The 23750-nt window shown below is 67.4% G+C and carries 21 protein-coding genes and 1 riboswitch; of the genes, 8 read left to right on the forward strand and 13 right to left on the reverse strand.

Annotation, left to right across the window (positions count from 1 at the left end; genetic code table 11):
• Positions 1-41: 41 nt before the first annotated feature.
• The 10 genes from tolA to ribD form a co-directional block, all read right to left on the reverse strand.
• Positions 42-965, reverse strand: a complete 924-nt coding sequence (gene tolA / locus QFZ47_RS23880) for a cell envelope integrity protein TolA (RefSeq protein WP_307657999.1) — start codon at positions 963-965, stop codon at positions 42-44.
• Positions 966-968: 3 nt separating this feature from the next.
• Positions 969-1406, reverse strand: coding sequence for an ExbD/TolR family protein (locus QFZ47_RS23885; protein WP_047782910.1), 438 nt, complete (start codon positions 1404-1406; stop codon positions 969-971).
• A 16-nt stretch (positions 1407-1422) separates the two neighbouring features.
• The gene (gene tolQ / locus QFZ47_RS23890; RefSeq protein ID WP_307658000.1) at positions 1423-2145 is read right to left on the reverse strand and encodes a protein TolQ; all 723 of its coding nucleotides are present in this window, start codon (positions 2143-2145) and stop codon (positions 1423-1425) included.
• Positions 2142-2600 (reverse strand): YbgC/FadM family acyl-CoA thioesterase, encoded by a 459-nt coding sequence (locus QFZ47_RS23895; protein WP_307658001.1) that lies wholly within the window; start codon positions 2598-2600, stop codon positions 2142-2144. Before QFZ47_RS23895 ends, tolQ begins: the two co-directional genes overlap by 4 nt.
• Positions 2597-3793, reverse strand: coding sequence for a pyridoxal phosphate-dependent aminotransferase (locus QFZ47_RS23900; protein ID WP_307658002.1), 1197 nt, complete (start codon positions 3791-3793; stop codon positions 2597-2599). The genes QFZ47_RS23895 and QFZ47_RS23900 overlap by 4 nt, the downstream gene beginning before the upstream one ends.
• A gap of 88 nt (positions 3794-3881) precedes the next feature.
• A complete protein-coding gene (nusB, locus tag QFZ47_RS23905; RefSeq protein ID WP_307658003.1) occupies positions 3882-4433 on the reverse strand; it encodes a transcription antitermination factor NusB in 552 nt (183 codons plus the stop codon).
• The gene (ribH, locus tag QFZ47_RS23910) at positions 4430-4897 is read right to left on the reverse strand and encodes a 6,7-dimethyl-8-ribityllumazine synthase (RefSeq protein WP_307658004.1); all 468 of its coding nucleotides are present in this window, start codon (positions 4895-4897) and stop codon (positions 4430-4432) included. The genes nusB and ribH overlap by 4 nt, the downstream gene beginning before the upstream one ends.
• A 13-nt stretch (positions 4898-4910) precedes the next feature.
• Positions 4911-6065: a bifunctional 3,4-dihydroxy-2-butanone-4-phosphate synthase/GTP cyclohydrolase II gene (ribBA, locus tag QFZ47_RS23915; protein ID WP_307658005.1), complete on the reverse strand. Its 1155-nt coding sequence runs from the start codon at positions 6063-6065 to the stop codon at positions 4911-4913.
• On the reverse strand, positions 6062-6727 hold the full coding sequence (locus QFZ47_RS23920) for a riboflavin synthase (RefSeq protein ID WP_307658006.1): 666 nt from the start codon (positions 6725-6727) through the stop codon (positions 6062-6064). The genes ribBA and QFZ47_RS23920 overlap by 4 nt, the downstream gene beginning before the upstream one ends.
• 55 nt (positions 6728-6782) lie before the next feature.
• On the reverse strand, positions 6783-7910 hold the full coding sequence (ribD, locus tag QFZ47_RS23925) for a bifunctional diaminohydroxyphosphoribosylaminopyrimidine deaminase/5-amino-6-(5-phosphoribosylamino)uracil reductase RibD (protein WP_307658007.1): 1128 nt from the start codon (positions 7908-7910) through the stop codon (positions 6783-6785).
• A gap of 196 nt (positions 7911-8106) precedes the next feature.
• On the opposite strand from ribD, the gene QFZ47_RS23930 reads away from it, so the two are divergent.
• The 6 genes from QFZ47_RS23930 to QFZ47_RS23955 all read left to right on the forward strand — a co-directional run bounded on the left by QFZ47_RS23930 (position 8107) and on the right by QFZ47_RS23955 (position 13456).
• Positions 8107-8634 (forward strand): GspH/FimT family pseudopilin, encoded by a 528-nt coding sequence (locus QFZ47_RS23930; RefSeq protein WP_307658008.1) that lies wholly within the window; start codon positions 8107-8109, stop codon positions 8632-8634.
• A complete protein-coding gene (gene pilV, locus QFZ47_RS23935; protein ID WP_370880610.1) occupies positions 8580-9167 on the forward strand; it encodes a type IV pilus modification protein PilV in 588 nt (195 codons plus the stop codon). Before QFZ47_RS23930 ends, pilV begins: the two co-directional genes overlap by 55 nt.
• Positions 9164-9970 carry a PilW family protein gene (locus QFZ47_RS23940; RefSeq protein ID WP_307658010.1) on the forward strand — a complete coding sequence of 269 codons (807 nt, stop codon included), beginning with the start codon at positions 9164-9166 and terminating at the stop codon, positions 9968-9970. Before pilV ends, QFZ47_RS23940 begins: the two co-directional genes overlap by 4 nt.
• Before the next feature lie 68 nt (positions 9971-10038).
• Entirely contained in the window at positions 10039-10674 is a 636-nt protein-coding gene (locus QFZ47_RS23945; RefSeq protein ID WP_307658011.1) for a PilX N-terminal domain-containing pilus assembly protein, read from the forward strand.
• Positions 10675-10724: 50 nt separating this feature from the next.
• Entirely contained in the window at positions 10725-12965 is a 2241-nt protein-coding gene (locus QFZ47_RS23950) for a pilus assembly protein (protein WP_307658012.1), read from the forward strand.
• Between the two features lie 44 nt (positions 12966-13009).
• A complete protein-coding gene (locus tag QFZ47_RS23955) occupies positions 13010-13456 on the forward strand; it encodes a type IV pilin protein (protein WP_307658013.1) in 447 nt (148 codons plus the stop codon).
• 12 nt (positions 13457-13468) lie between these two features.
• Here the strand turns inward: QFZ47_RS23955 and nrdR are convergent, their stop codons facing one another.
• The 3 genes from nrdR to QFZ47_RS23970 all read right to left on the reverse strand — a co-directional run bounded on the left by nrdR (position 13469) and on the right by QFZ47_RS23970 (position 16228).
• Positions 13469-13912: a transcriptional regulator NrdR gene (nrdR, locus tag QFZ47_RS23960; RefSeq protein ID WP_012748200.1), complete on the reverse strand. Its 444-nt coding sequence runs from the start codon at positions 13910-13912 to the stop codon at positions 13469-13471.
• A gap of 21 nt (positions 13913-13933) precedes the next feature.
• On the reverse strand, positions 13934-15193 hold the full coding sequence (glyA, locus tag QFZ47_RS23965; RefSeq protein ID WP_307658014.1) for a serine hydroxymethyltransferase: 1260 nt from the start codon (positions 15191-15193) through the stop codon (positions 13934-13936).
• 41 nt (positions 15194-15234) lie between these two features.
• Positions 15235-15359, reverse strand: a riboswitch (ZMP/ZTP riboswitch).
• A gap of 17 nt (positions 15360-15376) precedes the next feature.
• Complete coding sequence (locus QFZ47_RS23970) at positions 15377-16228, reverse strand: lytic transglycosylase domain-containing protein (protein ID WP_307658015.1); 852 nt, start codon at positions 16226-16228, stop codon at positions 15377-15379.
• 577 nt (positions 16229-16805) lie between these two features.
• Here QFZ47_RS23970 and QFZ47_RS23975 point away from each other — a divergent pair.
• Both QFZ47_RS23975 and QFZ47_RS23980 read left to right on the forward strand, forming a co-directional pair.
• Complete coding sequence (locus QFZ47_RS23975; RefSeq protein WP_307658016.1) at positions 16806-20645, forward strand: DUF748 domain-containing protein; 3840 nt, start codon at positions 16806-16808, stop codon at positions 20643-20645.
• 129 nt (positions 20646-20774) lie between these two features.
• Positions 20775-23705, forward strand: coding sequence for a DUF349 domain-containing protein (locus tag QFZ47_RS23980; protein ID WP_307659001.1), 2931 nt, complete (start codon positions 20775-20777; stop codon positions 23703-23705).
• The last annotated feature ends 45 nt before the right edge of the window (positions 23706-23750 follow it).

A 23750-nucleotide genomic window follows, 5' to 3' on the forward strand; every position in this document is an offset into this window, starting at 1 on the left:
CCGCGAGGCGGCCGGGCGCGCGTAGCGCCTGGCCGGCCCCGTTAGCGCTTGGGCCGCAGCGAGACGATCAGCGAGGGGAAGATGCGCCCGTCGGTGTCGCGTGGCAGCTTGTCGGTCTTGTGCAGGCCGCGCTCGGCGGCTTCGTCCCAGCTGGGCAGTCCGCTCGACTTGGTCAGCTTGACGCCGACGATGGTGCCGTCCGGTGCCAGGTTCACTTCGAACTCGGCGGCCGGATTGCCGTTCACCGTCTCGGCGTCGGGGAAGGTGATGTTCGGACGCACCGCCGCGGCAATGCGTCCTGCGTAGCCGCTCGACGGTCCTGACGAGCGCAGGGCCGTGCCCTTGGAGTCGTCGCTGCCGCTCGCGCCTGCCAGGCCCTGCATGCGCTTGAGCGTTGCGGCCCGGTCGGCCGCGGCCTGCTTGGCTGCGGCTTCCTGCTGTTTCTTCGCTTCGGCCTGCTTGGCCTCGGCTTCCTGCTGCTTCTTCTGCTGATCGGCGAGCTTTTGCTGCTGCGCCTTCTTGCGTTCGGCTTCGTCTTCGGCGCGCTGCTTGGCTTCGAGCTCTTTCTTCTTCTGCTGTTGCTGCTGCTCGAGCTCGCGTTCTTTCTGTTCCTTCTGCTCCTTGAGCTTCTTCTCGCGCTCGAGCGCGATGTCGGGGGCGCGCGGCGCGGGTGCGGGCTCGGGTGCCTTCACCTGGGGCGGTGGCGGCGGCGCGGGAGCCGGCGGCGGAGGCGCGGGAGCGGGCGTGGGTGCCTGCGGTGCGGACAGGCGCGGCGCGGCCTGCTGCACCGTGGACGACCACAGCTCCGCATCGACGGCGCCTTCGTCGGCGTCGCTGCGCCAGCGCACGCCCCACGTCAGCGCCGCGATCAGGAGCGCGTGCGCAATCAGCGCAAGCAGCACCGCGCGCGGCGTGCCGCGCTGCGGCGGTGGTGCGAACTCGGGACGATCCAGGGCGAGCGACATGCCTTATTTGCCGCCCGTGGTGGTGACGGACAGGCCCACGCGCTCGATGCCGCTGCGCTTGAGCTGGTTCATCGCCTTCACGACGGTTTCGTACTTCACGGACTTGTCGGCGCTGATGACCACGGGGCGCTGGTCGTCGCCGCCCTGGGCGGTCTTGGCCGCGGAGCCGATCTGGGTCATGGGAACGGACGCGCCACCGCTGCCGGTGGACGGGTCTTTCTTGATCTGCACTTCATCGTCGCTCTTGATGACGATCTCGATGGGCTTGTCGGGCTGCTTGTTGGCGCGGTCGACCGAAGGCAGGTTGATCACGCTCGGCGTGATGAGCGGCGCGGTGACCATGAAGATGATCAGGAGCACCAGCATCACGTCGATGAACGGGACCATGTTGATCTCGTTGATCGTGCGGCGGCCTCGGCCCCGGGACGAAACGGCGGGCATGTGCTGGAACCTCCGCTCAGCGGTTGGCCGGAGCCGCCGCGGTTGCCGACGCCACCGCGGCCGGGTTGGCCGAGAGGTTGCGCTGCAGGATGTTGGAGAACTCCTCGATGTAGGTTTCGAGGGCAATGGCGATCTTGTCGATCTCGCGCGCGAAGCGGTTGTAGCCCACCACCGCCGGAATGGCGGCGAACAGGCCGATGGCGGTGGCCACCAGTGCTTCCGCAATGCCGGGCGCCACGGTGGCCAGCGTCACCTGCGCCAATGCGGCCAGGCCGGTGAAGGCATGCATGATCCCCCAGACCGTGCCGAACAGGCCGACGTAGGGCGACACCGAACCGACGGTGGCCAGGAACGACAGGTTGTGCTCGGCCGCGTCGAGTTCGCGCTGGAAGCTCGCGCGCATGGCGCGGCGGGCGCCATCCAGCAGCGTGGGGGCGTCGCTCACGTGGCGCTCGCGCAGCTTCTGGTACTCGCGCATGCCCGAAGCGAAGATGCGTTCCATGGGGCCGGCGAACTTGGCGTTCTGCGCGGCCGAGGCGAACAGCTCGTTCAGGCTGGTGCCCGACCAGAACTCGCGCTCGAAATCGTCGTTGAGCGCGCGCATGCGGCGCAGCGCGAAGTACTTGCGGATGATCGCGGCCCAGCTGGCGATCGAGACGATCACGAGCAGCAGCACGACCAGTTGCACCACGAAGCTCGCATGGAGCAGGAGATTGATGATGGAGAGGTCTTGGTTCATGGCTTGAAAGGTTGAGTCATGGAGCCGCCGCAGCGCTCGAGGGTTCCCGCAATTTGGGTGGGTATCCGCGCGGGGCGCAATGTGGAGGCATCCACCCAGCCGATGCGGATCGTGCCTTCGCACAGCAGAACGGGCGCCGCGGCTCCCGTTCGCTCTTGCTCTGTTTTTGATAGCACGTGTTGACCGATTATCAACGACGCGGTACCCAATTGTTTGAGATCGGCTGTAACCAGCAGTTCGTCGTCGAGCCGGGAAGGGCGATGGTATTTGAGCTGGGTTTCGCTCACCACGAACTGGCCGCCGGTTTCCTCGCGCAGCTTTCGCTGCTCCACGCCCAGCGAGCGCAGCCATTCGGTGCGGCCGCGCTCCATGAACTTGAGGTAGTTGGCGTAGAAGACGATGCCGCCGGCGTCGGTGTCTTCCCAGTAGACGCGGATCGGAAACGCGTAGCTCATGAGGCCGGGTTCGCGATCATGGCCCGCAGGCGTTCGACCGACTCCTGCAGATGCGCCATCGAACTCGCGGTGGAGAAGCGCACGAACTTGCCCGTCTCGGCCGTGCCGAAGTCGCGGCCCGGCGTCACGGCCACATGGGCGCGCTTCATGGTTTCGAAGGCGAAATCCCAGCTTCCCGAGATGCCCAGCTTCTCGGCGACGGCGGTGCAATCGGCCCAGGCGTAGAAGGCGCCATCGGGCACCACCGGCACGTTCAGGCCCAGCGCGTTGAGCTGCGGAATGAACCAGTCGCGGCGCGCCTTGAACTCGGCGCGGCGGCGCTCGTATTCGGCAATGCTCTCGGCCTCGAAGCAGGCCAGCGCTGCATGCTGCGACACGGTGCTCGCGCAGATGAAGAGGTTTTGCGCCAGCCGCTCGACCACTGGCACCAGCGCTTCGGGCACCACCAGCCAGCCCAGGCGCCAGCCGGTCATGTTGAAGTACTTGCTGAAGCTGTTGATGCTGATGACGTTGTCGTCGATGGCCAATGCCGTCTGCCCGAAGGCATCGTCGTAGGACAGGCCGAGATAGATCTCGTCAATCAGCGTGATGCCGCCGCGCTGCGACACCACCTCGTGAATGCGGCGCAGTTCATCGGGCGCGATCGAGGTGCCCGTCGGGTTGGAGGGCGAGGCGAGCAGCACGCCGCGCGTCCTGTCGGTCCAGGCGGCCTCGACCTTGGCGGCCGTGAGCTGGAAGCGCTCTTCGGCGGTGGTGGGTATCAGCACGGCCTTGCCATCCGCGGCACTCACGAAGTGGCGGTTGCAGGGGTAGCTGGGATCGGGCAGAAGTATCTCGTCGCCGGACTCGATCAAGGCCAGGCAGGCCAGTTGCAGCGCAGCCGAGGCCCCTGCGGTCACCACGATGCGGCGCGCCGGCACGTCGACACCGAAGCGCTGGGTGTACCAGCCGCTGATGCGCTCGCGCAGCAGCTCCAGGCCGGTGGCCTGTGTGTACTGCGTGGCGCCGGCGCGAACGGCGCGCGCAGCGGCTTCCTGCACCAGCGGCGGGGCGGTGAAGTCGGGCTCGCCGATGTTCAGGAAGATCATCGGCCGGTCGGTGTGGGCCACCTCGCGCGCGAGCACGCCGGCGGCCTTGGCCACCTCCATCACATAGAAGGGTTCGATGCGCTGTGCGCGCGCCGAGATCCTCATTGCACCCCCAGGCTACGGCGCTGCGCGCCTTCGCCACCCCCCTCGCAAGCGAGGGGGCGAGCGCCTTCGGGCGGCCGGGCGGCGCTCCTCACGTCCTCGCCTTGCCTGAGGCCCGGTCGGCCTCGACCTCGGCGGCGCGCAATTGCGGTGCCAGGCCATTGAGCACGGCGTTGACGTACTTGTGGCCGTCGGTGCCGCCGAATTCCTTGGCCAACTCGATGCACTCGTTGAGCACCACGCGCCATGGCACGTCCAGGCAGTGCTGGAACTCGTACACGCCGATCCACATCACGGCATGCTCGACGGGCGATATCTCTTCGAACTTGCGGTCGAGCAGCGGGCGGATCAATGCGTCGAGCTGTTCGGCGCCCTCGATCGATCCGTGCAGCAGCGCGTCGTAATGCGCGGCATCGGCCTTGTGAAAGCCTGCGAGGTCGCGCGTGAAGTGGTCGATATCGGTCGGGTCGTTGCGGCCCACCAGGTGCTGGTAGAGCGCCTGCAGCGCGAATTCGCGTGCGCGGCTGCGGTTCGACTTGGCCGAAGCCTTGCGCGCGCCGGTGCTGGTCAGGCCGGTACGCACTTGCCGTGCCGGGCGCGGCTTGGCGCCGGCTGCTTTGTTGTTGTCGTTGTCTTCGGTCATTTGAGAGAGGCCAGCAACTGCGCCATTTCGACAGCCACCTGGGCCGCGTCGCGGCCCTTGTCGGTCTGTCGGGCGACGGCTTGCGCCAGGTTTTCGGTCGTGAGGATCGCGTTGGCGATGGGAAGGCGGTGGTCGAGCGCAACGCGGCTCACGCTCGCACCCGATTCGTTGGCCACCAGTTCGAAGTGATAGGTCTCGCCGCGGATGATGCAGCCCAGCGCCACCAGCGCGTGGTAGCCGCCGCGCACGGCCATGGCCTGCAGGGCCACCGGCACTTCGAGCGCGCCGGGAACCTGCACATGATGGATGTCGTCCGCGGCCACGCCCAGCTTCTCGAGCTCGGCGAGGCAGGCCGCGGCGAGCGCATCGGTGATGTCGGCGTTGAAGCGCGCCTGCACGATGCCGATGCGCAGCCCTTTTCCGTCGAGCGGCTTTGCATCCGCTCCCTTGTTTGCGCCTTGCATGTCGTGTCAGTCTTTAGTCTTTGGTGAGGTAGCCGGCAATCTCGAGCCCGTAGCCCGCGGCCATGCTCGGCATGCGCCGCGGCGTGCCGAGCAGGTTCATCTTGTGCACGCCGCATTCGCGCAGGATCTGCGCGCCGATGCCGTAGCTGCGAAGGTCCATGCGGCCGCGCTCGGGTGCTTGCGCAGGGCGCGCGGTGCCGTCGAATTGCGCGAGCAGTTCGCCGGCCGTTTCGCCGCAATTGAGCAGCACGGCCACGCCCTTGCCCTCGTTCGCGATGTGCGCGAGGCTGGCGTCCAGGCTCCACGAGTGCAGGGAGCGGTTGATCTCGAGCGCGTCGAGCACCGACAGCGGCTCGTGCACGCGTACCGACACCGTGTCTTCGGGCGCCCACTGGCCGCGCACCAGCGCCAGGTGCACGCCGCGGCTCGGCTTGTCGATGAAGGCATGCGCGGTGAAAGCGCCCCAGGCCGTCTGGATCTCGCGGCAACCGACCTTTTCAACCAGCGATTCGACGCGGCTGCGGTGCTCGATGAGCGCGGCAATGGTGCCGATCTTCAGCCCATGCTCGGCCGCGAAGAGCTGCAGGTCGGGCAGGCGGGCCATGGTGCCGTCTTCGTTCATCACCTCGCAGATCACCGAGGCGGGCGAGCAGCCGGCCATCGCGGCCAGGTCGCAGCCGGCTTCGGTATGGCCGGCGCGCATCAGCACGCCGCCGTCCACCGCCTGCAGCGGGAAGATGTGGCCGGGCTGCACCAGGTCGCTGGCCACGGCGTTGCGCGCCACGGCCGCCTGCACGGTGCGCGCGCGGTCGGCCGCCGAGATGCCGGTGGTCACGCCTTCGGCCGCCTCGATGGAGACGGTGAAGGCGGTCGAATGCTTGGCGCCGTTGCGCGACACCATGGGCGGCAGCTGCAGCCGCTCGCACATCTCGCGCGAGAGCGTGAGGCAGATCAGCCCGCGCGCGTGGCGCGCCATGAAGTTGATGGCCTCGGGCGTGATGTGGTCGGCCGCAATGACGATGTCGCCTTCGTTTTCGCGGTCTTCCTCGTCCACCAGGATCACCATGCGCCCGGCGGCGAGCTCGGCCACGATCTCCTCGACCGGGGAAATCGGCGCGGGCGCCCGCGTGCCGCGGGGTGCGCCGATGGGCGTGACGGAAGCGTTCATTCGGCGGTGTCCTTGGAATACGTGGAAGGGGTCGGCACCAGGACGCCGGCCTGGAGCATGCGCTCCACATAGCGCGCCACGGTGTCTATTTCGAGATTGACCTTCGAACCGGCCTGCAGGCTGCCCAGCGAAGTGTTGTCGACCGTGTGCGGAATCAGGTTGATGCTGATCTCGGCGCCATCGGCGATGTCGTTCACGCTGTTGACCGTGAGGCTCACGCCGTTGATCGTGATGGAGCCCTTGTACGCCAGGAAGCGCGCGAGCGCGAGTGGCGCCACCACGCGCAGCTCCCAGCTTTCGCCGACCGGCGCGAAGTGGCTCACCGTGCCGATGCCGTCCACATGGCCGGAGACGATGTGGCCGCCCAGCCGGTCGCTGGCGCGCAGCGCCTTCTCGAGGTTGATGCGGGCGCCTTCCGCGGTCAGCCCCGCGGTCTTGTCGAGCGATTCGGCCGAGATGTCGATGGTGAACTGCTGCCGGGCAGGGTCGAGCGTGGTCACGGTCATGCACGCGCCGTTGAGCGCAATGCTGTCGCCGAGCCCGACGTCGTCAAGATAGCCGTCGGGCACCGCAATGCCGAGTCTTTTGCCGTAGGAGGAGGAGGGGCCGAGGTCGTGGATGGCGGCGATGCGCCCCACGCCGGTGATGATTCCGGTGAACATCCGCGCATTTTCGCAGACATCCTGGGTCCGCCCGGCGAGCGCCTGCATTCGCCCGCTAGAAAGCGTCCCTTCCCGCGACCCGGGCCACGATCCGGAGGTCCGGCCCGATCCGCTCGATGGTCCTGAATTCCAGCGGCAGCGCGCCGGCCAGGTCGGCCAGCGGCCCGCCGGTGTGAATGCCGGAAGCCATGTCGAGCCCGTCGCCGATGAGCTTGGGCGCCAGATACACCAGCAGCTCGTCGACCAGGCCCTCGCGCAGCAGCGAGCCATTGAGCTTGTGGCCGGCCTCGACGTGGAGTTCGTTGACCTCGCGCCGGGCGAGATCCCGCAGCATCGCCGCCAGGTCGACTTTGCCCTGCGCGTTGGGCAGATAGGCGATGGTGGCGCCGCGCGCTTCCAGCGCGGCGGCCTTGGCGTCGTCCGGCGCCGCAGCGTAAATCCAGACCGGCCGGCCAGCCATGAAGATCTGCGCGCCGGGCGGGGTCTGCAATTGGCTGTCGACCACCACCACATGCGGCTGGCGGCTGGTTTGCACCAGCCGCACGTCGAGCCGGGGGTCGTCCTCCAGCACCGTGCCCACGCCGGTCAGCACCGCGCCGGCCCGGGCGCGCCAGGCGTGGCCGTCAGCGCGCGCCGGTTCCGAGGTGATCCATTGGCTCACGCCGTTGCGCAGGCCGGTTTTGCCGTCCAGCGAGGCGGCAGCCTTGAGCCGCACCCAGGGCGTCTTGCGGACCATGCGGCTGAAAAAACCGATGTTGAGTTCGCGCGCCTCCTCCGCGCCCGGTCCCACCCCGACCGCCACGCCCGCGGCACGCAGCCGCTCGAAGCCCTGGCCGGCGACCAGCGGGTTGGGGTCGGCGATCGATGCCACGACCCGGCCGATGCCGGCCGCGGCCAGCGCATCGCAGCAGGGGCCGGTGCGGCCGTGGTGCGCGCAGGGCTCGAGCGTGACGAAGGCGGTGGCGCCGGCGACCGAAAGGCCCCGCGCCGCGGCATCGCGCAGCGCCATGACCTCGGCATGCGGGCCGCCGACCTGCTGCGTGCGGCCCTGGCCGATCACCGCGCCATTCGCGTCCACCAGCACGCAGCCGACGCGCGGATTGGGATCGGTCTCTGGCCCGGCCTGGCGTGCGAGATCGAGGGCCTGGGTCATGAAATTCACAATTTCATTTGCATTTGTCATTTTTTATTGAATCAAATCTATTTTTAAATCAATTTAAAAACAATTGAAACCCGTGATCCATTGATCTGTTTATTTCGACCGTTCGTCGTTCAATGGGTGGTCAATAAGAATTCGCCAAATAGAATTTTCTGAAAATTGAAATCAGGGAGAAACGCCCGCCGTCCAGCCACTTCGGCGAGCCGGCGGACGGTACAACATGAAAAACGGATTCTGCGCGTCCGTGAGGGCGCATTCCCGCGGATGCGGAACGCCATGCGGTTTCACGCTGGTCGAAATGATGGTCGCTGTCGCACTGCTGGGCATCCTGCTGACATTTGCGTTGCCCAACTTCAACGGCCTGATCGAGAAGTATCGCGTCGAGCGCATGGCCTCGGCCTTGATGGCAAGCGTGAGCCACGCGCGCGCAGAGGCAGCTCGTCGCGGAGAAACCGTGACCATCCGGCAGCGCGCGGAGTGCAGCGGCGCGGACTGGAGCTGCGGTTGGGACACTGTGGTCGGTGTCGGCGATGGATTTGAAACTCTTCGGCGGCAAGACCCCGACGGGCGCGTCGCGGTCGAGAAAAGCGCTCTCGGTCCCATATCTTTCGATGCCATGGGTCGTTCTGCAGGCGTCGCGGGTTTCAGTTTTCATCCGGAGGGGAATGAGGATTCACCCAATATCGCCGCCGTATGTGCGGCGCTTGGTGGACGCATTCGACTGCAGAAGGGGAGAGGGACGTGCTAAGCGGTTCGATTCGCACGCTGCGTGAGCAAGCGGGCTTCTCAATGCTCGAAGCCTTAGTGGCCGTCCTCGTGCTCTCGTTCGGCCTGTTCGCGCTGGCCGGCTTCCACCTGCGCGTGCTCTCCGACAGCGTGGGAGCAAGCAACCAGAACATCGCTGCGCAACTGGCCGGCGACATGGCCGATCGCATCCGCGCGAACCCGGTGGCGGGCACCGCATCTGGCAGTCCCTATGTGGCCGGCTGGACGGCGGCGAGCTCCACCGAGCCGACCCCCTCGTGTGCAGGGGCCAGCGCCAATTGCACGGCCATTCAGCTGGCGGCCCACGATCTGTGGGGCTGGAAGCGCAGGGTGTCGAGCGCGTTACCGGGCGGAGTGGCCGACGTGCAGAGCAAAACGGGCGTCGGCGGCTTGCTGTTCGTGCACATCGCTTGGGACGAGCCCGCCGCCATCAACCCGATCACACCGGATTCGGCTTGGAACTGCCCGGCTGGCAAGGTCTGCCAGGAAGCCATCGTCGCAGTGCCCCAGCCATGAAAAAGTCTCTCACGCACTGCCGCCGCCAAGCCGGCTTCACATTGGTCGAAATCCTCGTCGCGCTGATCATCGGCCTGCTTGTGGTGTTGGCCGCCATTACCAGCGTGCTCGGTACGCGCAGCGCCGTCATGACGGGCGACGATGTCAACGCGCTGCACCAATCGTCGGCGCTGGCATTCAGGCTGCTGGGCCAGCAGATCCGGCAAGCCGGCTACTTTCCGATCGATGCCACCGGGCCGCTGTACTACTTCGATGTCGGCGCGCAGAAGGACACCAATCTCGCGGGCGAACCAGTTTTCTTCGCGATCAAGGGGCAGGAGTCGGTAGGCCGTTCGGTGAACGACACGCTCAAGGTCGGCTATGCGCCGAATCCGGATTACTTCAAGGACTGCCTCGGCCAGGACGCCAAGAATTCGGCGGGGGCAGGATACAAGTCCGCCAGTCCCGCGGACGCCAGGAACGTTCGCCTGATCACCAGCGAGTTCTCGGTGGTCAACGGCACCCTTCGGTGCAAGGGCAGCGGCAATACCGTGCCGCAGCCGATCATCGACGGCGTCGAGCGCTTCGACGTCATGTACGGCATCGGTGCTGCGGAAAGTGAGCGGGTGGTGCGCTACGTGACGGCCGCGAATGTCGGGAGCTTCGATCAGGTTCGCACGGTGCGCGTGTGCCTGCAGCTCGCGGGCACTTCCAGGAGCAACCCGGGCGGTAGCTACGTCGATTGCGATGGTTCGTCGCGAACCAGCGGCGACGGCAGGCTGCGCCGCGTCTACACGGCGGTGTTCGCACTGCGGAATCTATGACCACGCCCATTCTTCGCACACTTCGTGTCGCTTCATCTTCGCTCTGCTTGGGGCAGCGTGGGTTCTCGTTGTTCATCGTGCTCATCATGCTGCTGCTCTCTGCACTGCTCTCGGTGGGCGGCGCGCAGATGGCCCAACTGCTTGAATCGGTGGCGGGCAACCAGCGCGAATACCAGCGTGCCTTCGAGGCCGCCGAAGCTGCGCTGCTGGATGCCGAGCGCGACATCCGGCAACTGGCCTTCGACGCCACGACCCAGGCCTACGTGACGTGCTCTGCGCTCGTGACCTCGCCTTGCCGCAAGGCCGCGGATGGCCGCGTTTTCCCCGATCGGGATACCGGCGGCTGGGTGACTGCCTATGTGGGCGAGGGCGCCAACAGCTGCGAGCGTGGCATCTGCTACTTCGCCGGGACCGATTCCGTGAGTGCCGCTTCGGGCAGCGAGGCCTACAGGTTCTGGGCCCGTGCCGCGTATGCGGACAAGTCCGCCGCCTACGGTCAATTCACGGGCGCGCCGGACGCCGGCAGTCCGGCCTTCGCCAGCGCCAGGTACTGGATCGAGGTGATCGACCGCCACCGCAGTGACGAGCCCCTGTACCGGGTCACCGCGCTCTCCACCGGCGCGCGCACCGCGAGCACGGCTGGCGGCACGCGAGTGGTGTTGCAGATGTCCTTCGACCCGGCCGCGGTCCGGATAGTGAATTGAGCGTGGCGAGAAAAATAGATATGAACATCCACAGGTTTTCGAGAAACACCATGTTGTGCGGCCTGGTGCTCGCGCAGACCGCCGGCCACGCCGCGCAATACCCACTGGCTCAGGCGCCGCGCAACGCTGGGGTCGAGGAGCCGGTGGCCGATATCCCCGGCGACCGGGTACGCAACTTCTCGCAGGCGATCAACAACAACAGGAGCAGGTGCGTCGGTGCGCAGACCCCCCGCAACGCCTCTGGATCCATCCGGGCGCAGACGCCGTTCAACACCCGCACCTCGCTGACCTCGATCTCCGCCAGCGGCTCCAGGGTATCGACCGCCACGGCCGCCTACCAGGCCGGCTACGACACGGCCGACTGGTCGGGCAAGCTGACTGCCACGCCGTTCGGCAGCAATGGCAAGCTGGCCGCCACGCCCGCGTGGTCGGCGCGCGAGCTGCTCGATGCGCGCATGGCAGTCTCAGGCGCGTACGACGGCAATCGCAAGGTGCTGAGCTTTTCGGGCACCGCCGCGGCAACGGCCACCAGTGCCGCGGCCACCGGTGCCGGCGTGCCGTTCCGGTGGGCCAACCTGAGCGACGCGCAGAAGGCCGCGCTCAAGGGAAGCACCGGCACCGACACCGCGAGCACCGCGCTCGGCCAGGCAGTGCTCGATTTCCTGCGCGGCGACCGCAGCAACGAGGGCTCTGCAGGCCTGGGCCTGCGCAAGCGCGGCCACGTGCTGGGCGACATCGTGGGCTCCAGCGTCCGGTACGTGGGGCAGCCCGGCAGCGGCTTCACCCATGACGGCTACGCCAAATTCGCTTCGACCATCGCCCGCACGCCGATGGCCTACGTCGGTGCCAACGACGGCATGCTGCACGCCTTCAATGCCGGCACCGGCCAGGAGGCGTTCGCCTACGTGCCCGAAGGCCTCTACGGCACGGCGGCGGCGCCCCGTCTCAAGAAGCTCAGCGAGAGCACCTACTCGCACGGGTACTACGTCGACGGCAGCCCGTTCGTGGCAGACATCTACATGGGTTCGGCCGACGACGCCAAGGCCACCGATACCGAGAAGGCGGCGCTGTGGAAGTCCTTCCTCGTGGGCACGCTGGGGGCGGGCGGCAAGGGTTACTTCGTGCTCGACGTCACCAAGCCCGAGAACATTGGCGAGTCCGACGCCGCCGACGTGGCCGGGATCGACACGACCGCGCTCGCCGACGACGATCTGGGCCACCAGTTCCAGCAACCCGCGCTCGATTCCTTTTCCAGGCGCGCGCTGCAGGTGGCACCGCTCAACAACGGCCGCAGGGCCGTGATCCTGGGCAACGGCTACAACAGCACGAGCGAGAAGGCGATGCTGTGGATCCAGTATCTGGATGGCGACAAGTCCGTGCTGAAGATCCCCGCGCCCGCCACGCAGGCCGCCGGCACCGGCAACGGGCTGTCGGCGCCGCAGGTGGTGGACAGCAACGGCGACGGCAGGGTCGATTACGTCTATGCCGGCGATCTGCTCGGCAACCTCTGGAAGTTCGACCTGAGCAGCGCCAAGAGCAGCGACTGGAAGGCCACCCTGGGCTCCGGCGCCACCGCATCTAGCCTGGACAACACGCCGCTGTTCGCCGCCGGCGCCACGCAGCCGATCACGGCCCCTCCGCTGGTCGCCGACCATCCGCGCGGCGGCTACATGGTCATGTTCGGCACCGGCCGGCTGTTTGCCTCCGGCGACGAAAGCAGCACGGCCCAGCAGTACCTGTATGGCGTCTGGGACCGCGCCAACGGCAGCACGGGTACCGCGGCGCTGGCCGACCTGGTGGCACAGACCATCGGCGCCGACACGGTCAAGGAAGGCGACGTCGAATTCCGCACCGCATCGAGCCACGGCGTGAGCTACAGCGGTTCGGGCGGCAAGCGCGGCTGGTACCTGCAACTGGGGACCACCGGCGAACGCATCGTCTACCCGGGCGATGCACTGAGCGGCAGCGCGGGCCTGTTCTCGACCACCATTCCCGGCTCTGCCAGCAATTCGCTCGATTGCGCGCCGGGCACCAGCGACGACGGCTATTCGATGGTGATCGACTTCTTCAGCGGCGTCGTCCCCGACGGCATCGCCTACAACGGATCCACCAGCGCGGTGGGCAGCTACCTCGGCTTCCGGAATCATTCGGGCCGGGACGACATCGTCTTTCGGCCGCAGAACGCCGCGGAAAAAGGCAAGCACGTGGTCTGCAATGCGGCCGGCGGCTGCAACGAGACCAAGCTGCCGCAAGCCGTGCGCCGCTTCGGCTGGCGCAACCTGATCTCGTGAAATTGACGCCGCAGCGGACCCAAGCCATGAACAAATATCCTGAAATGCAGGCCCGCAAAGAGCGGATTCGCCCGCGCGGCTTCACGCTGGTCGAACTCATGATCGTGACGGCCGTGATCGCCATCCTGGCCGCGATAGCCTACCCGAGCTACACGCGCTACGTGCTGCGGGCCAAGCGCGCCGATGCCAAGCAGCAGCTGCTGCAGGCGGCGCAATGGAACGAGCGCTACCTGACGGCCAACGGCCAATATCCCCCGGCAACCGTTGCGCTGCCGGCCGGGCTGAACCAGGCGCCGTCGTCCGGCACGGCGAACTACACCATCAGCTATGCGGCAAGAGACGCAACCAGCTACACGCTGCGGGCCGTGCCGCAGGGCGCATCGGCCGCCGACGAATGCAGAACGCTCACGGTGGACCAGCAGGGCGTCAAGCTGGCGGCCGGCCAGACCAGCGCTTCGAATGCGCTGGTGCAGGCCTGCTGGAACCGCTGAGCGCGGGGCTCTTCAGATGTCCCGCAGCAGCTGCCGGAACTCGTCCACGTCCTCGAAGCTGCGGTACACCGAGGCAAAGCGCACGTAGGCCACCTTGTCGAGCTTCTTGAGCTCGCGCATCACGAGTTCGCCCACCTTGGTCGAATCGATTTCGCGCAGGCCGCTGGCCAGGAGCTTCTGCTCGATGCGCAGCAGGGCATTGTCGATCTGCTCGATGCTCACTGGCCGCTTGCGCAGCGCGAGCATCATCGAGGCGCGGACCTTGCCCGATTCGAAGTCGGCGCGGCTGCCGTCCTTCTTGACGACCACCGGAAAGTTGACGTCCGGCCGCTCATAGGTGGTGAAGCGCTTGTCGCAGGCGCTGCACTGGCGGCGCCTGCGCACGAAGTCGGCGTCTTCCGAAACGCGGGTCTCGACGACCTGCGTTTCAAGATGACCGCAAAAAGGGCATTTCATGCGGTCACGTTTTCTTCGGAATCAGCGGTAGACCGGGAACCGGCTTGTCAGCGCGTGGACCTTGGCGCGAACCGCATCGATGTTGGCGGCGTCGCGCGGGTTCTCCAGCACATCGGCGATCAGGTTCGCGGTGATGCGCGCCTCTTCGTCCTTGAAGCCGCGCGTGGTCATGGCGGGGGTGCCGATGCGCACGCCGCTGGTGACCATCGGCTTTTCGGGGTCGTTGGGAATCGCGTTCTTGTTGATCGTCATGTGGGCGCTGCCCAGCACGGCTTCGGCTTCCTTGCCGGTGATGCCATGTTTCCAGACCGAGCTTTCGCGCAGGTCCACCAGCATCACGTGGCTTTCGGTGCGCCCGCTCACGATGCGCAGGCCGCGCTCGGTGAGGGTGTCGGCCACGATCCGGGCGTTCTTGACCACCTGCTGCTGGTAGGCCTTGAACTCGGGCGCCATGGCTTCCTTGAACGCGACGGCCTTGGCGGCGATCACGTGCATCAGCGGGCCGCCCTGCAGACCCGGGAAGATCGCGCTGTTGATGGCTTTCTCGTGCTGCGACTTCATCAAGATGATGCCACCGCGCGGGCCGCGCAGGCTCTTGTGGGTAGTGGAGGTGACGACGTCGGCATGCGGCACCGGGTTGGGGTACACGCCCGCGGCCACCAGGCCGGCGTAATGGGCGATGTCGACCATGAAGATCGCGCCCACGTCCTTGGCCACCTTGGCAAAGCGCTCGAAGTCGATGTGCAGCGAGTAGGCCGAAGCGCCCGCAATGATGAGCTTGGGCATGTGCTCGTGCGCCTTGCGTTCCATCGCGTCGTAGTCGATGGCTTCGTTGGCGTCCAGGCCGTAGCTCACCACGTTGAACCACTTGCCGCTCATGTTCAGCGGCATGCCATGCGTCAGGTGGCCGCCTTCGGCCAGGCTCATGCCCATGATGGTGTCGCCGGGCTTCAGGAAGGCGAGCATCACGGCCTCGTTGGCCGAGGCGCCGCAATGCGGCTGCACGTTGGCGGCATCGGCGCCGAAGATCTGCTTGACGCGGTCGATGGCCAGCTGCTCGGCCACGTCGACGTGCTCGCAGCCGCCGTAGTAGCGCTTGCCCGGGTAGCCTTCGGCGTACTTGTTGGTGAGCTGCGAGCCCTGGGCGGCCATGACGGCCGGCGAGGCGTAGTTTTCGCTCGCGATCAACTCGATGTGGTGTTCCTGGCGCGCGTTTTCGGCCTGGATGGCAGCCCAGATTTCGGGATCGGTCTGTTCGACCAGGATATTGCGGTTGTACATGGCAGTCCTTTGAAGACGAGGTCCTTGTTCTTCAACCAAACAAGGGCTGCCCAGGCGAACGGCTGAACGCCTGTATGGATGCCAGGCGGCACGCTTCCCAGTGGTATTCCACGTCAGCGCAGGGCACCGTGAGGTGCTGCGCCTATCGCCAGTCGCGTACGGGGTGAAGTGTAGCGCAGGGGCTCAGGAAACTTCCGAAAGCAGGGCCACTTTCTGGGGGTCTGCCGGCTCGGCGACATGTTGCGGCTTGGGCGGCACGGCAACGGGAATCGGCTGCGCGCGCACGATGGGCGCCGCGGGCATCGTCGTCGGGGGATTGCGGCCGTTGGCCACCTGCTGCAGCCGTTCGTGCTCGGCCATCACCTTGCCGGCATAGCCGCCATCGTCCTCGAGCTTGGCGGCGCCCACGTAGTAGCGCAGGCCGCCTTCGAGCGATCCGGCGCGGGCGATGCATTCCTGCAGCACCTTGACGCCCACGCGCATGTTGGTCACGGGGTCGAAGGCGGTGAGCGTGCCGCCCGCGCTTTCGTACTTGTCACCGTGCACGCGCGTCATGACCTGCATCAGGCCCTGGGCGCCCACGTGGCTCTGGGCAAACGGATTGAAGCTCGATTCGACGGCCATGATGGCCAGGATCAGCGTCGGGTCGAGCTTGGTGCGCTTGCCGAGTTGGTAGGCCTCGGCAACCAGCACGCTCAGCGGTTCGGCCGCCACGCGGTACTTCTTGCTGAGCCAATAAGCCACCGCGGCCTGCTGCTTGGGCAGGTCGCCGGGGCTCGCGGCCGTGGTGCGCACGATGGCGGTCGGCTCCAGGTCGGTGGCTTCGGGCGCGGGCTTGCGCGACTGCAGCCAGCCCATGAGCTGTTCCTCGCCGGTCTTGCGCAGGTCAGGCCGCGCCACCAGGGCGAGGGCCGCGAACACGATGGCCAAGCCAACCAGTGCAAACCCGTTGTGGGTGATTTCAAAAAAGCCGTCTGCCACATCGGACACAAAGGTCCTCAGCCCGCGGGCTGTGGCATCAAACGCCTTGTTCATCGCTCTTCCTTTCTGTGCGGCACCTGTTCGCAGCGCCGGTGAGGCGATGGATGAAGGCAGCGGCGCTTGGATTGGTACGAATCAGGCTCCGCGCGTGGAGGTGTAGGGGTGGGAGCGCGGCGGCCTGATCAAGCCGGGGGAACTCGGCAGCGGATTCAGGTGGCCCCTGCTGGGTCTGAGGCAGCCAGGGGCAGGGCGGATTCTAGCGTGGCTAAATACCCGGTCAAGTATAAGAGGCTATTCCCTTATGTGATTACATATTTAAACAATACCCTAGGGAAATCCCTTGGGAGAGGGCATTGCAATGCGGCGTCGGGGCGCCTAATCTGAACACGCCTGAGTTCTCAGGCGGTTTTCCGAAATCCGGCAGCCCAAGGTGCAAGTCAAGGGCTGGAACGATGGAGGATCCATGGCGGCAATCTCTTGCTGCCAGCACGGCAGGAACCATTGACTTCCGGTCGCGCGAAGCGATGGCATGGGTTTTGGGCCCGCCATCAAGCCCGGCAATGAGACTTTTGGTCGAATTGCCGGGCTTTCTTGTTTCTGGCTCCCTGCGTCTTTGCGGCACACTCCCGCGATGGATGTAGCTTCGCTCAAACAAAATAGATGGGTGCGACGTGGGATCGTCGCGTTGCTTTCTCTTCTGGCACTTTGGGCCATTGCCTGGCTGGCGGTGCCGCCGATCGCCAAGAGCCAGCTCCAGAAGATCGCGAGCGAAAAGCTCGGCCGGCAGGTCACCGTCGGCAAGATCGATTTCAAGCCCTGGACCCTCGAGCTCGCGCTGCACGACCTGCGCATAGCCACGGCCGATGGCAGCCGGCCCCAGGTGGCGGTCAAGCGCATCTATGCCGACGCAGAACTGCAATCGATCCTGCGCCTGGCGCCGGTGATCGATGCGGTGACGGTCGAGGCGCCGGCCATCCTGCTCACGCACCTCGCGGACGGCAAGTACGACATCGACGACATCCTGGCCAAGCTCGCGGCCAGCCCGCCACGCGATCCCAAGGCCGAGGCGGCGCGCTTTGCGATCTACAACATCTCGATCAAGGACGGCGCGGTCGATTTCGACGACCAGACCGTCAAGCGCAGGCACGAACTGCGCGGCTTCGTGCTCAACGTGCCGTTCCTGAGCAATCTGGCCTCCAAGCGCGACATCAACACCGAGCCCAAGCTGGCTTTCGCGCTCAACGGCAGCAAGTTCGATTCGGCCGCCCTCACCACGCCGTTCGCGGAAAGCCGCAAGACCGACGCCCATGTGCAGTTCAAGGGGCTCGACCTGGTGCCGTACCTAGGCTACATCCCGGGCGGCCTGCCCGTGAAGCTGCAGGCGGGCAGCCTCGATGCCGACCTGAAGATCGATTTCGAGCGAGCCGCCACCGCCGGTCTCAAGATCACCGGCACCATCGAGGCGCACAGCGCGAAGCTAGGCGATGCCAGAGGCCGGGATCTGCTGGGTTTCGATTCGCTCAAGCTGGCGTTGGCCGACGTGCGACCGCTGGAGGCGGTGTTTCACCTGAGCGAGGTCGCGCTGGCCAATCCGCAGCTCGCGGTCGCGCGCGACGCGAACGGCCAGCTCAACCTGCTTGCCACCGATCCGGCCACCGGGGCGGCAGAAAAGGTGGCCCCGCCCCCCGCCGCCGCGGCCAGCGCCCCGGACGGAAAGCCACCGGAGAAGCCGAAGCTGAAGGTCCAGGTCGACAAGGTGGCCCTGAGTGGCGGGCGCATCGGATGGCGCGATGAAACGGTCCAGCCCGCCGCGGCCATCGAAATGAATGCGCTCGGCCTTGACTTGGCCGGCGTCACCTGGCCCATGGAGAAGCCGGCCCGGTTCAGCGGCAGCACCGCCATCAGCGGCGCAACGCTCAAGTTCCAGGGCAACGCCACCGACAAGGTGGCCGAGGTGCAGACCGAAGTCGACGCGCTGCCGCTGTCGCTGGCGGCGCCCTACCTGGCGCACAGCCTGGAGCCCACGCTCGACGGCAAGCTCAGCGGGCAGATCGACATCGCCTGGGCCGCGCCCGACCTCCGGTTCAAGGCGCGGCGCCTGGCCGTCGACGGCCTGGCGCTCACACAGCAGAAGACCGCGCTGGCAAGTGTCGGCCGCTTCGAGCTGGTCGACGCCGAGGTCGACATGACCAAGCACACGCTGGACGTGGCCTCGTTCACCGCCACCAATCCGAAGGTGCAGGTCGAGCGCGACAGCGAAAAGCGCTGGATGTTCGAGCGCTGGCTCAAGGTACCGGCCAACGGCGGGGCGGCGCAGGCCAAGGCCGCCGCGCCCAAGCCCGCCGGCGCAGGCCCCGAAGCGGCGCCGCCCGGCGCCAACACCAAACCCTGGGCCTTGACCATCGGCACCCTGGCGGTCGACAACGGCACGCTTTCCTATGCCGACAAGGCCAGCGCCACGCCGGTGGCCGTCGAGATCACGGCGTTCAGCCTGAAGGCGCAGAAGGTCGCGCCCGAAACCGGCACGGTTTCGCCCTTGCAGGTGTCGGGGCGCATCGGTTCGCGGCGTTCGGAGCCGGGCCGTTTCGACTACAAGGGCAACGTGGTGCTCAAGCCGCTGTCGGCCGAGGGCCGGCTCGAAGTGGCGTCGTTTCCCGCCCACGCCTTCAAGGCTTACTACGCCGACGCGCTCAATGTTGACATCCGCCGCGCCTTCGCAAGCTACAAGGGGACCGTGCGCTACGCGAGCACCCCGGCCGGCATGACGATCAAGCTGGCCGGCGACACGGCGCTCGACGACTTCCGCGCCAACAGCATCTCGCTCACGCAGTCGCCGGGTTTCGACCGCAACACCAACCAACTGCTGAGCTGGAAGACCCTGAGCCTGCGCGGACTGCAGGTGAGCATGGCGCCCAACGCCGCACCGGCGGTGGATGTGCGGGAAACCACGCTGACCGATTTCTTCGCCCGCGTGATCGTCGATCCCACCGGCCGGCTCAACCTGGTGAACCTCACCAAGAAGGGGGAGGCGGACGCCAACGCCGCCGCAGCGGCAAGCGCGGAGGTCAAGACCCGCCGCAGCCTTGGTGGAACCACCACCACGACCCGGGGCGGGCCGCAGCAGCAGCAGCAGCAGCAGCAGCAGCAGCAGCAGGGCGGCGCCCCGGTGTCGGCCGAGGCCATGGTCGGCGGCGGACCCGAACCGGCAAAGCCGGCCTCGTTGCCCGTCGCAGCCGCGCAGGCCGAGGCCGATTCCGGGCCCAAGCCGGTCATCAATTTCGGCCCGATGAGCCTGGTCAACGGCCGGGTCGATTTCACCGACCTGTTCGTGAAGCCCAACTACTCGGCCGACCTGAGCGAACTGACTGGCAAGCTCAGTTCCTTCTCGTCGAACCCGCCCAAGGGCGAGGGCGGCCGTCCCGCGCTGGCCGACCTGGAACTGCGCGGCAAGGCGCAGCAGACCGCCGCGCTCGAAATCACCGGCAAGCTCAACCCGCTGGCCAAGCCGCTCGAACTCGACATCACCGCCAAGATGCGCGATCTGGACCTGGCGCCGCTGTCGCCGTACTCGGTGCGCTACGCCGGCCACGGCATCGAGCGCGGCAAGATGAGCATGGACGTCAACTACAAGATCGCGCCCGATGGCCAGCTCACGGCCTCCAACAAGCTGGTGCTCAACCAGCTGCAGTTCGGCGACGAAGTGGAGGGTGCGCCCAACAGCCTGCCGGTGCGGCTCGCGGTGGCCCTCTTGGCCGACCGCAACGGCGTGATCGACGTGGACCTGCCGCTCAGGGGCTCTCTCAACGATCCGCAATTCAGCATCGGCCCGCTGATCGTCAAGGCGGTGGTCAACCTGATCGTGAAGGCCGTGACCTCGCCGTTCAGCCTGCTGACCGGCGGACTCGGCGGGGGCAGCGGCGAGTCGAGCACCGTCACTTTCGAGCCCGGAAGTTCCGTGCTCGGCGCCTCTGCCAGGGAGAGCCTGGACAAGGTCGTCAAGGCGTTGACGGAGCGCCCGGGCCTGCGGATGACGGTGGTCGGCACCGCCAGCCTCGAGCAGGAGCGCGAGGCCTACCAGCGCCAGCGCCTGCGCCAGCTCGCCCAGGCCGAGAAGCGGCGCGTGGCGGTGCGCGGCGGCCAGGAGGGCACCGACGTGCCGCCCGTGACCGATGCCGAATATCCCGAACTGCTGAGCGCCGTGTACAAGCGCGCCGACATCACCAAGCCGCGCAACATGGTCGGGCTGGCCAAGGACCTGCCGGTGAAGGAAATGGAAAACCTGCTGCTCGCGAGCATTCCGGTCGACGAAGAGTCGATGCGGCAGCTGGCCGTGGAGCGCGGCGCCGTGGTGCGCGACTACCTGCTGGCCCAGAAGCTGCCGAGCGAACGCCTGTTCCTCGGCGCCGTGAAAACCAAGGCGACCGGTGCCGACTGGAAGCCCGGCGCCGAGCTCGACCTGGCCATGAAGTGACGAACAAGCACTTGGTTTTTCGCGCCGCCCCGCTATATATGTAGCCAACCCGTGCCTGCTTTCGGCAGCCATTTGGCTGCAGTTGCGGCATGGAATTCAACCGCCCGCCACAACTGGGTGAAAATGTCGATGTGCGCCGGCCTTTGCCGGCGCCTTCGCTTTCTCTCTTCAGACAACGATTTCGCGCAAGTGACCTCTACTTCTTCCAAGCCACACGACCTCCAGTCCCTCGACACGCTCACCGGCGGCGCCTTCACCGCGCCAACTTCGGGCGAGCGCGCCGCGCGCATCCGCGACTGGCTCGCGGGCAACCCCGCGCCCGAGCAGATGCAGGAAGTCTTCAAGGAGCTGAGCGGCCGCGACAAGGGCGCGGCGCGCCTGTTGCGCGAAAAGCTCGACGAACTCAAGCGCGCCAAGGGCCAGGAAGCCATCGCCGCCGAATGGGCGCAAAGGGCCGAGGCGCTGCTGGCCCAGTCCAAGCTCAACATCGCCGATGCGCTCGCCTGGCAGCGCGATGCCGCCAAGGCCGGTGCGCCGCTCTCGCGCGAGCCGCTGGCTGGTTTCAAGGTGCAATTGGCCGAACGCGTCAAGGGCATCGAAGACCTGCAGCACCGTGCCCAGGTACACCGCGAGGCCGCCGTGCTGCTGGCCCAGCGCTTCGAAGTGCTCTCGACCAAGGGCTGGCAGGACGCGCAGGCCGCCGAGGAATCGCTGCGCGCCGATGTGACCCACTGGCAGCAGCAGGCGGCCGACATCACGGCCGATGCCAACTGGAACAGCCTGGACGCCAGGTTTGCCCCGCAGCTCGAGTCGTCGAAGGCGCAGCTGCTGGTCGTCTCCGATGCATTCCATGCGGCGCTGGCCCAGGCGCAGGCCGCGGCCGCCGATCCTGCGGCTGCCTTGCCGCCGGTGCCGGTGTGGGCCGACGAACTGCGCGCCGCGCGCGGCGAGGTGATCGCACCCAAGGCGGCACCCGCCAAGCCCGCCGCACCCAAGGTCGATCCGGCCGTTCGCGCAGCGGCGCAGGACGCCGTGCAGGCCGCCCTGGCCAAGCTCGAACAGGAAACCGCCGAGGGCCACGGCAAGGCCAGCGCCGGCGCGGCCGCCGCGCTGCGCGCGGTGCTGAAGGAACACGGCAAGCTGGTCGAGGCACCGCTCGAAGCGCGCGTGCATGCGGCGCTGGTCGCGGCCGGCGAACTCGAAGGCTGGCAGCGCTGGAGTGCCGACAAGGTGCGCGAAGACCTCGTCGCCAAGGCCGAAGGCCTGCTCAAGCGTCCCGAAGGCCAAGCGCTCGGCGGCCGCAAGATGCAGGAAACGCTGCGCTCGCTGCGCGACCAGTGGAAGCAGGCCGACCAGGGCGGCGTGCCCAACCATGCGCTCTGGAAGCGCTTCGACGAAGCCTGCAACGAAGCCCACAAGGTAGTGGAGGCCTGGCTCGAGAAGGTTCGCGCCGATGCGGCGGAGCATCGCGCCCACCGCGTGGCGCTGATCGAGGAGGTCAGGGCCTGGGCGGCCGAGCATGCCGGCGCCACCGACCTGAAGGCGCACAACCGCGCGTTGCACCAGTTTGCCGACCGCTGGCGCGATGCCGGCCACGTGGGCGAGAAAGTCTTTGCCGAACTGCAGCCGCAATGGAACGAAGCCTTCGGTGCCGCGCGCGCGCCTTTCGAGGAAGCGCAAAAGGCCAGCATCGAACGGCGCCAGGCCATGATCGCCGAGGCCGCCGAACTCGGTGCCCAGCCGATGCTGCGCATCGATGCCGTCAAGGCACTGCAGCAGCGCTGGCAGGCTGAAGCCCAGAGCGTGCCGCTCGACCGCCGCCACGAACAGAAGCTGTGGGACGCGTTCCGCGCACCCATCGACGAAGCCTTCAACCGCAAGACGGCCGAGCGCGAAAAGGTCTCGTCTGCCATGAGCGAACACGATCGCCATGTGCTCGAGGCTTCCAAGGCGCTGGACGCGGCCAACGCCGGCGGCGACGTGCAGAAGATCCGCGCCGCCATCGCGCGGCTCGAAGCGGCGCTGCGTGGCGAAGCGCCTCCGCCGGCACCTGCCGCTGCCAGGCCTGAGCCCGCGGCTTCCACCGATGGCCCCGCCGTGGGTGCCACCGAAGTGATTGCGCCCGGACAGGCTGCGGCCGAGTTCAGCGAAAGCGCCGAACAGGCGCCGGGCGCTGGCGATGCGGAAGCCCTGCCGGGCACGCCTGCCCCGGCACATGCTGCTGCCGGCCCCGATCTCGTTGCACCGGCCGACGGTGCCGACGCATCGGCGCGCTCCGACGGCGCGGCGCACGAAGCCGGCGAAGCGGCCGCGGCCGAAGAGGCCGAGGCGCCGCCCGCACCGCCGAAGCCCGCTCCCAAGCCCGTGGTTGCCGTGCGCGGCGACGATCGCCCCGGCAACAAGAAGGCCGAGGCCGTGCCTGCGGGCCGCGCGGGCGGCCGCTTCGGTGATCGGCGCGACGGTGCCCGTCCGGGGCCGGGCGGTCCTGGCCGCCCGGGCGATCGCGGAGCACCGCGTCCCGACGGCCGCGGCGACCGCGGTGCGCCGGCCGGACGCTTCGGCGACCGTCCGCCGCGCTTCGAGGACCGTGGTCCGCGTCTCGGCGACGCGGCTTTCCGTGCCCAGCGCGAAGCACTCGAGCGCGCCGACCTCGCGCTGCGCAAGCTCGCGGCCCAGGCCCATGGCGAAGCGCTGACGCAGGTGCTTGGCGCATGGGAACAGCGCGACGCCTCGCGGCTGCCGAGCGTGCAGGAACTCGGACGCGCGGTCACGCCCGCGGTGCGCAGCGGCTGGTCCCAGGCCATTGGCTCGGCGCCCAAGGCCGCGCCCGATGAAGCCGCAGAAGCACTGCTGCGCCTCGAAATGGCCGCCGAAGTGCCGACGCCTGCGGAGCAGCTCGAAGCCCGCCGCGCGCTGCAGCTCAAGCTGCTGACCAAGCGCGGCGATCCGCCGCCGGTTCAGACCTGGGGCCAGGATGCCGGCAAGGTGCTGGCTGCGTCCCATGACGCCGCGAGTGCGCGCCGCCTGCAGAATGCGCTGAAGGCGCTGCTGCGCAAGTAAGCGGGCGTCGGTCCGCTCAAAAAGGAAAAGCGCCCGGTGGGGCGC

This window comes from Variovorax paradoxus, assembly GCF_030815975.1.
In the GTDB taxonomy this organism is placed as follows: domain Bacteria; phylum Pseudomonadota; class Gammaproteobacteria; order Burkholderiales; family Burkholderiaceae_C; genus Variovorax; species Variovorax paradoxus_N.

Bases quoted from the DNA above. Each gene is read 5' to 3' on its own strand.
- tolA (WP_307657999.1), bottom strand. From the start codon at position 965: ATGTCGCTCGCCCTGGATCGTCCCGAGTTCGCACCACCGCCGCAGCGC.
- QFZ47_RS23885 (WP_047782910.1), bottom strand. From the start codon at position 1,406: ATGCCCGCCGTTTCGTCCCGGGGCCGAGGCCGCCGCACGATCAACGAG.
- tolQ (WP_307658000.1), bottom strand. From the start codon at position 2,145: ATGAACCAAGACCTCTCCATCATCAATCTCCTGCTCCATGCGAGCTTC.
- QFZ47_RS23895 (WP_307658001.1), bottom strand. From the start codon at position 2,600: ATGAGCTACGCGTTTCCGATCCGCGTCTACTGGGAAGACACCGACGCC.
- QFZ47_RS23900 (WP_307658002.1), bottom strand. From the start codon at position 3,793: ATGAGGATCTCGGCGCGCGCACAGCGCATCGAACCCTTCTATGTGATG.
- nusB (WP_307658003.1), bottom strand. From the start codon at position 4,433: ATGACCGAAGACAACGACAACAACAAAGCAGCCGGCGCCAAGCCGCGC.
- ribH (WP_307658004.1), bottom strand. From the start codon at position 4,897: ATGCAAGGCGCAAACAAGGGAGCGGATGCAAAGCCGCTCGACGGAAAA.
- ribBA (WP_307658005.1), bottom strand. From the start codon at position 6,065: ATGAACGCTTCCGTCACGCCCATCGGCGCACCCCGCGGCACGCGGGCG.
- QFZ47_RS23920 (WP_307658006.1), bottom strand. From the start codon at position 6,727: ATGTTCACCGGAATCATCACCGGCGTGGGGCGCATCGCCGCCATCCAC.
- ribD (WP_307658007.1), bottom strand. From the start codon at position 7,910: ATGACAAATGCAAATGAAATTGTGAATTTCATGACCCAGGCCCTCGAT.
- QFZ47_RS23930 (WP_307658008.1), top strand. From the start codon at position 8,107: ATGAAAAACGGATTCTGCGCGTCCGTGAGGGCGCATTCCCGCGGATGC.
- pilV (WP_370880610.1), top strand. From the start codon at position 8,580: ATGTGCGGCGCTTGGTGGACGCATTCGACTGCAGAAGGGGAGAGGGAC.
- QFZ47_RS23940 (WP_307658010.1), top strand. From the start codon at position 9,164: ATGAAAAAGTCTCTCACGCACTGCCGCCGCCAAGCCGGCTTCACATTG.
- QFZ47_RS23950 (WP_307658012.1), top strand. From the start codon at position 10,725: ATGTTGTGCGGCCTGGTGCTCGCGCAGACCGCCGGCCACGCCGCGCAA.
- QFZ47_RS23955 (WP_307658013.1), top strand. From the start codon at position 13,010: ATGCAGGCCCGCAAAGAGCGGATTCGCCCGCGCGGCTTCACGCTGGTC.
- nrdR (WP_012748200.1), bottom strand. From the start codon at position 13,912: ATGAAATGCCCTTTTTGCGGTCATCTTGAAACGCAGGTCGTCGAGACC.
- glyA (WP_307658014.1), bottom strand. From the start codon at position 15,193: ATGTACAACCGCAATATCCTGGTCGAACAGACCGATCCCGAAATCTGG.
- QFZ47_RS23970 (WP_307658015.1), bottom strand. From the start codon at position 16,228: ATGAACAAGGCGTTTGATGCCACAGCCCGCGGGCTGAGGACCTTTGTG.
- QFZ47_RS23975 (WP_307658016.1), top strand. From the start codon at position 16,806: ATGGATGTAGCTTCGCTCAAACAAAATAGATGGGTGCGACGTGGGATC.
- QFZ47_RS23980 (WP_307659001.1), top strand. From the start codon at position 20,775: ATGTGCGCCGGCCTTTGCCGGCGCCTTCGCTTTCTCTCTTCAGACAAC.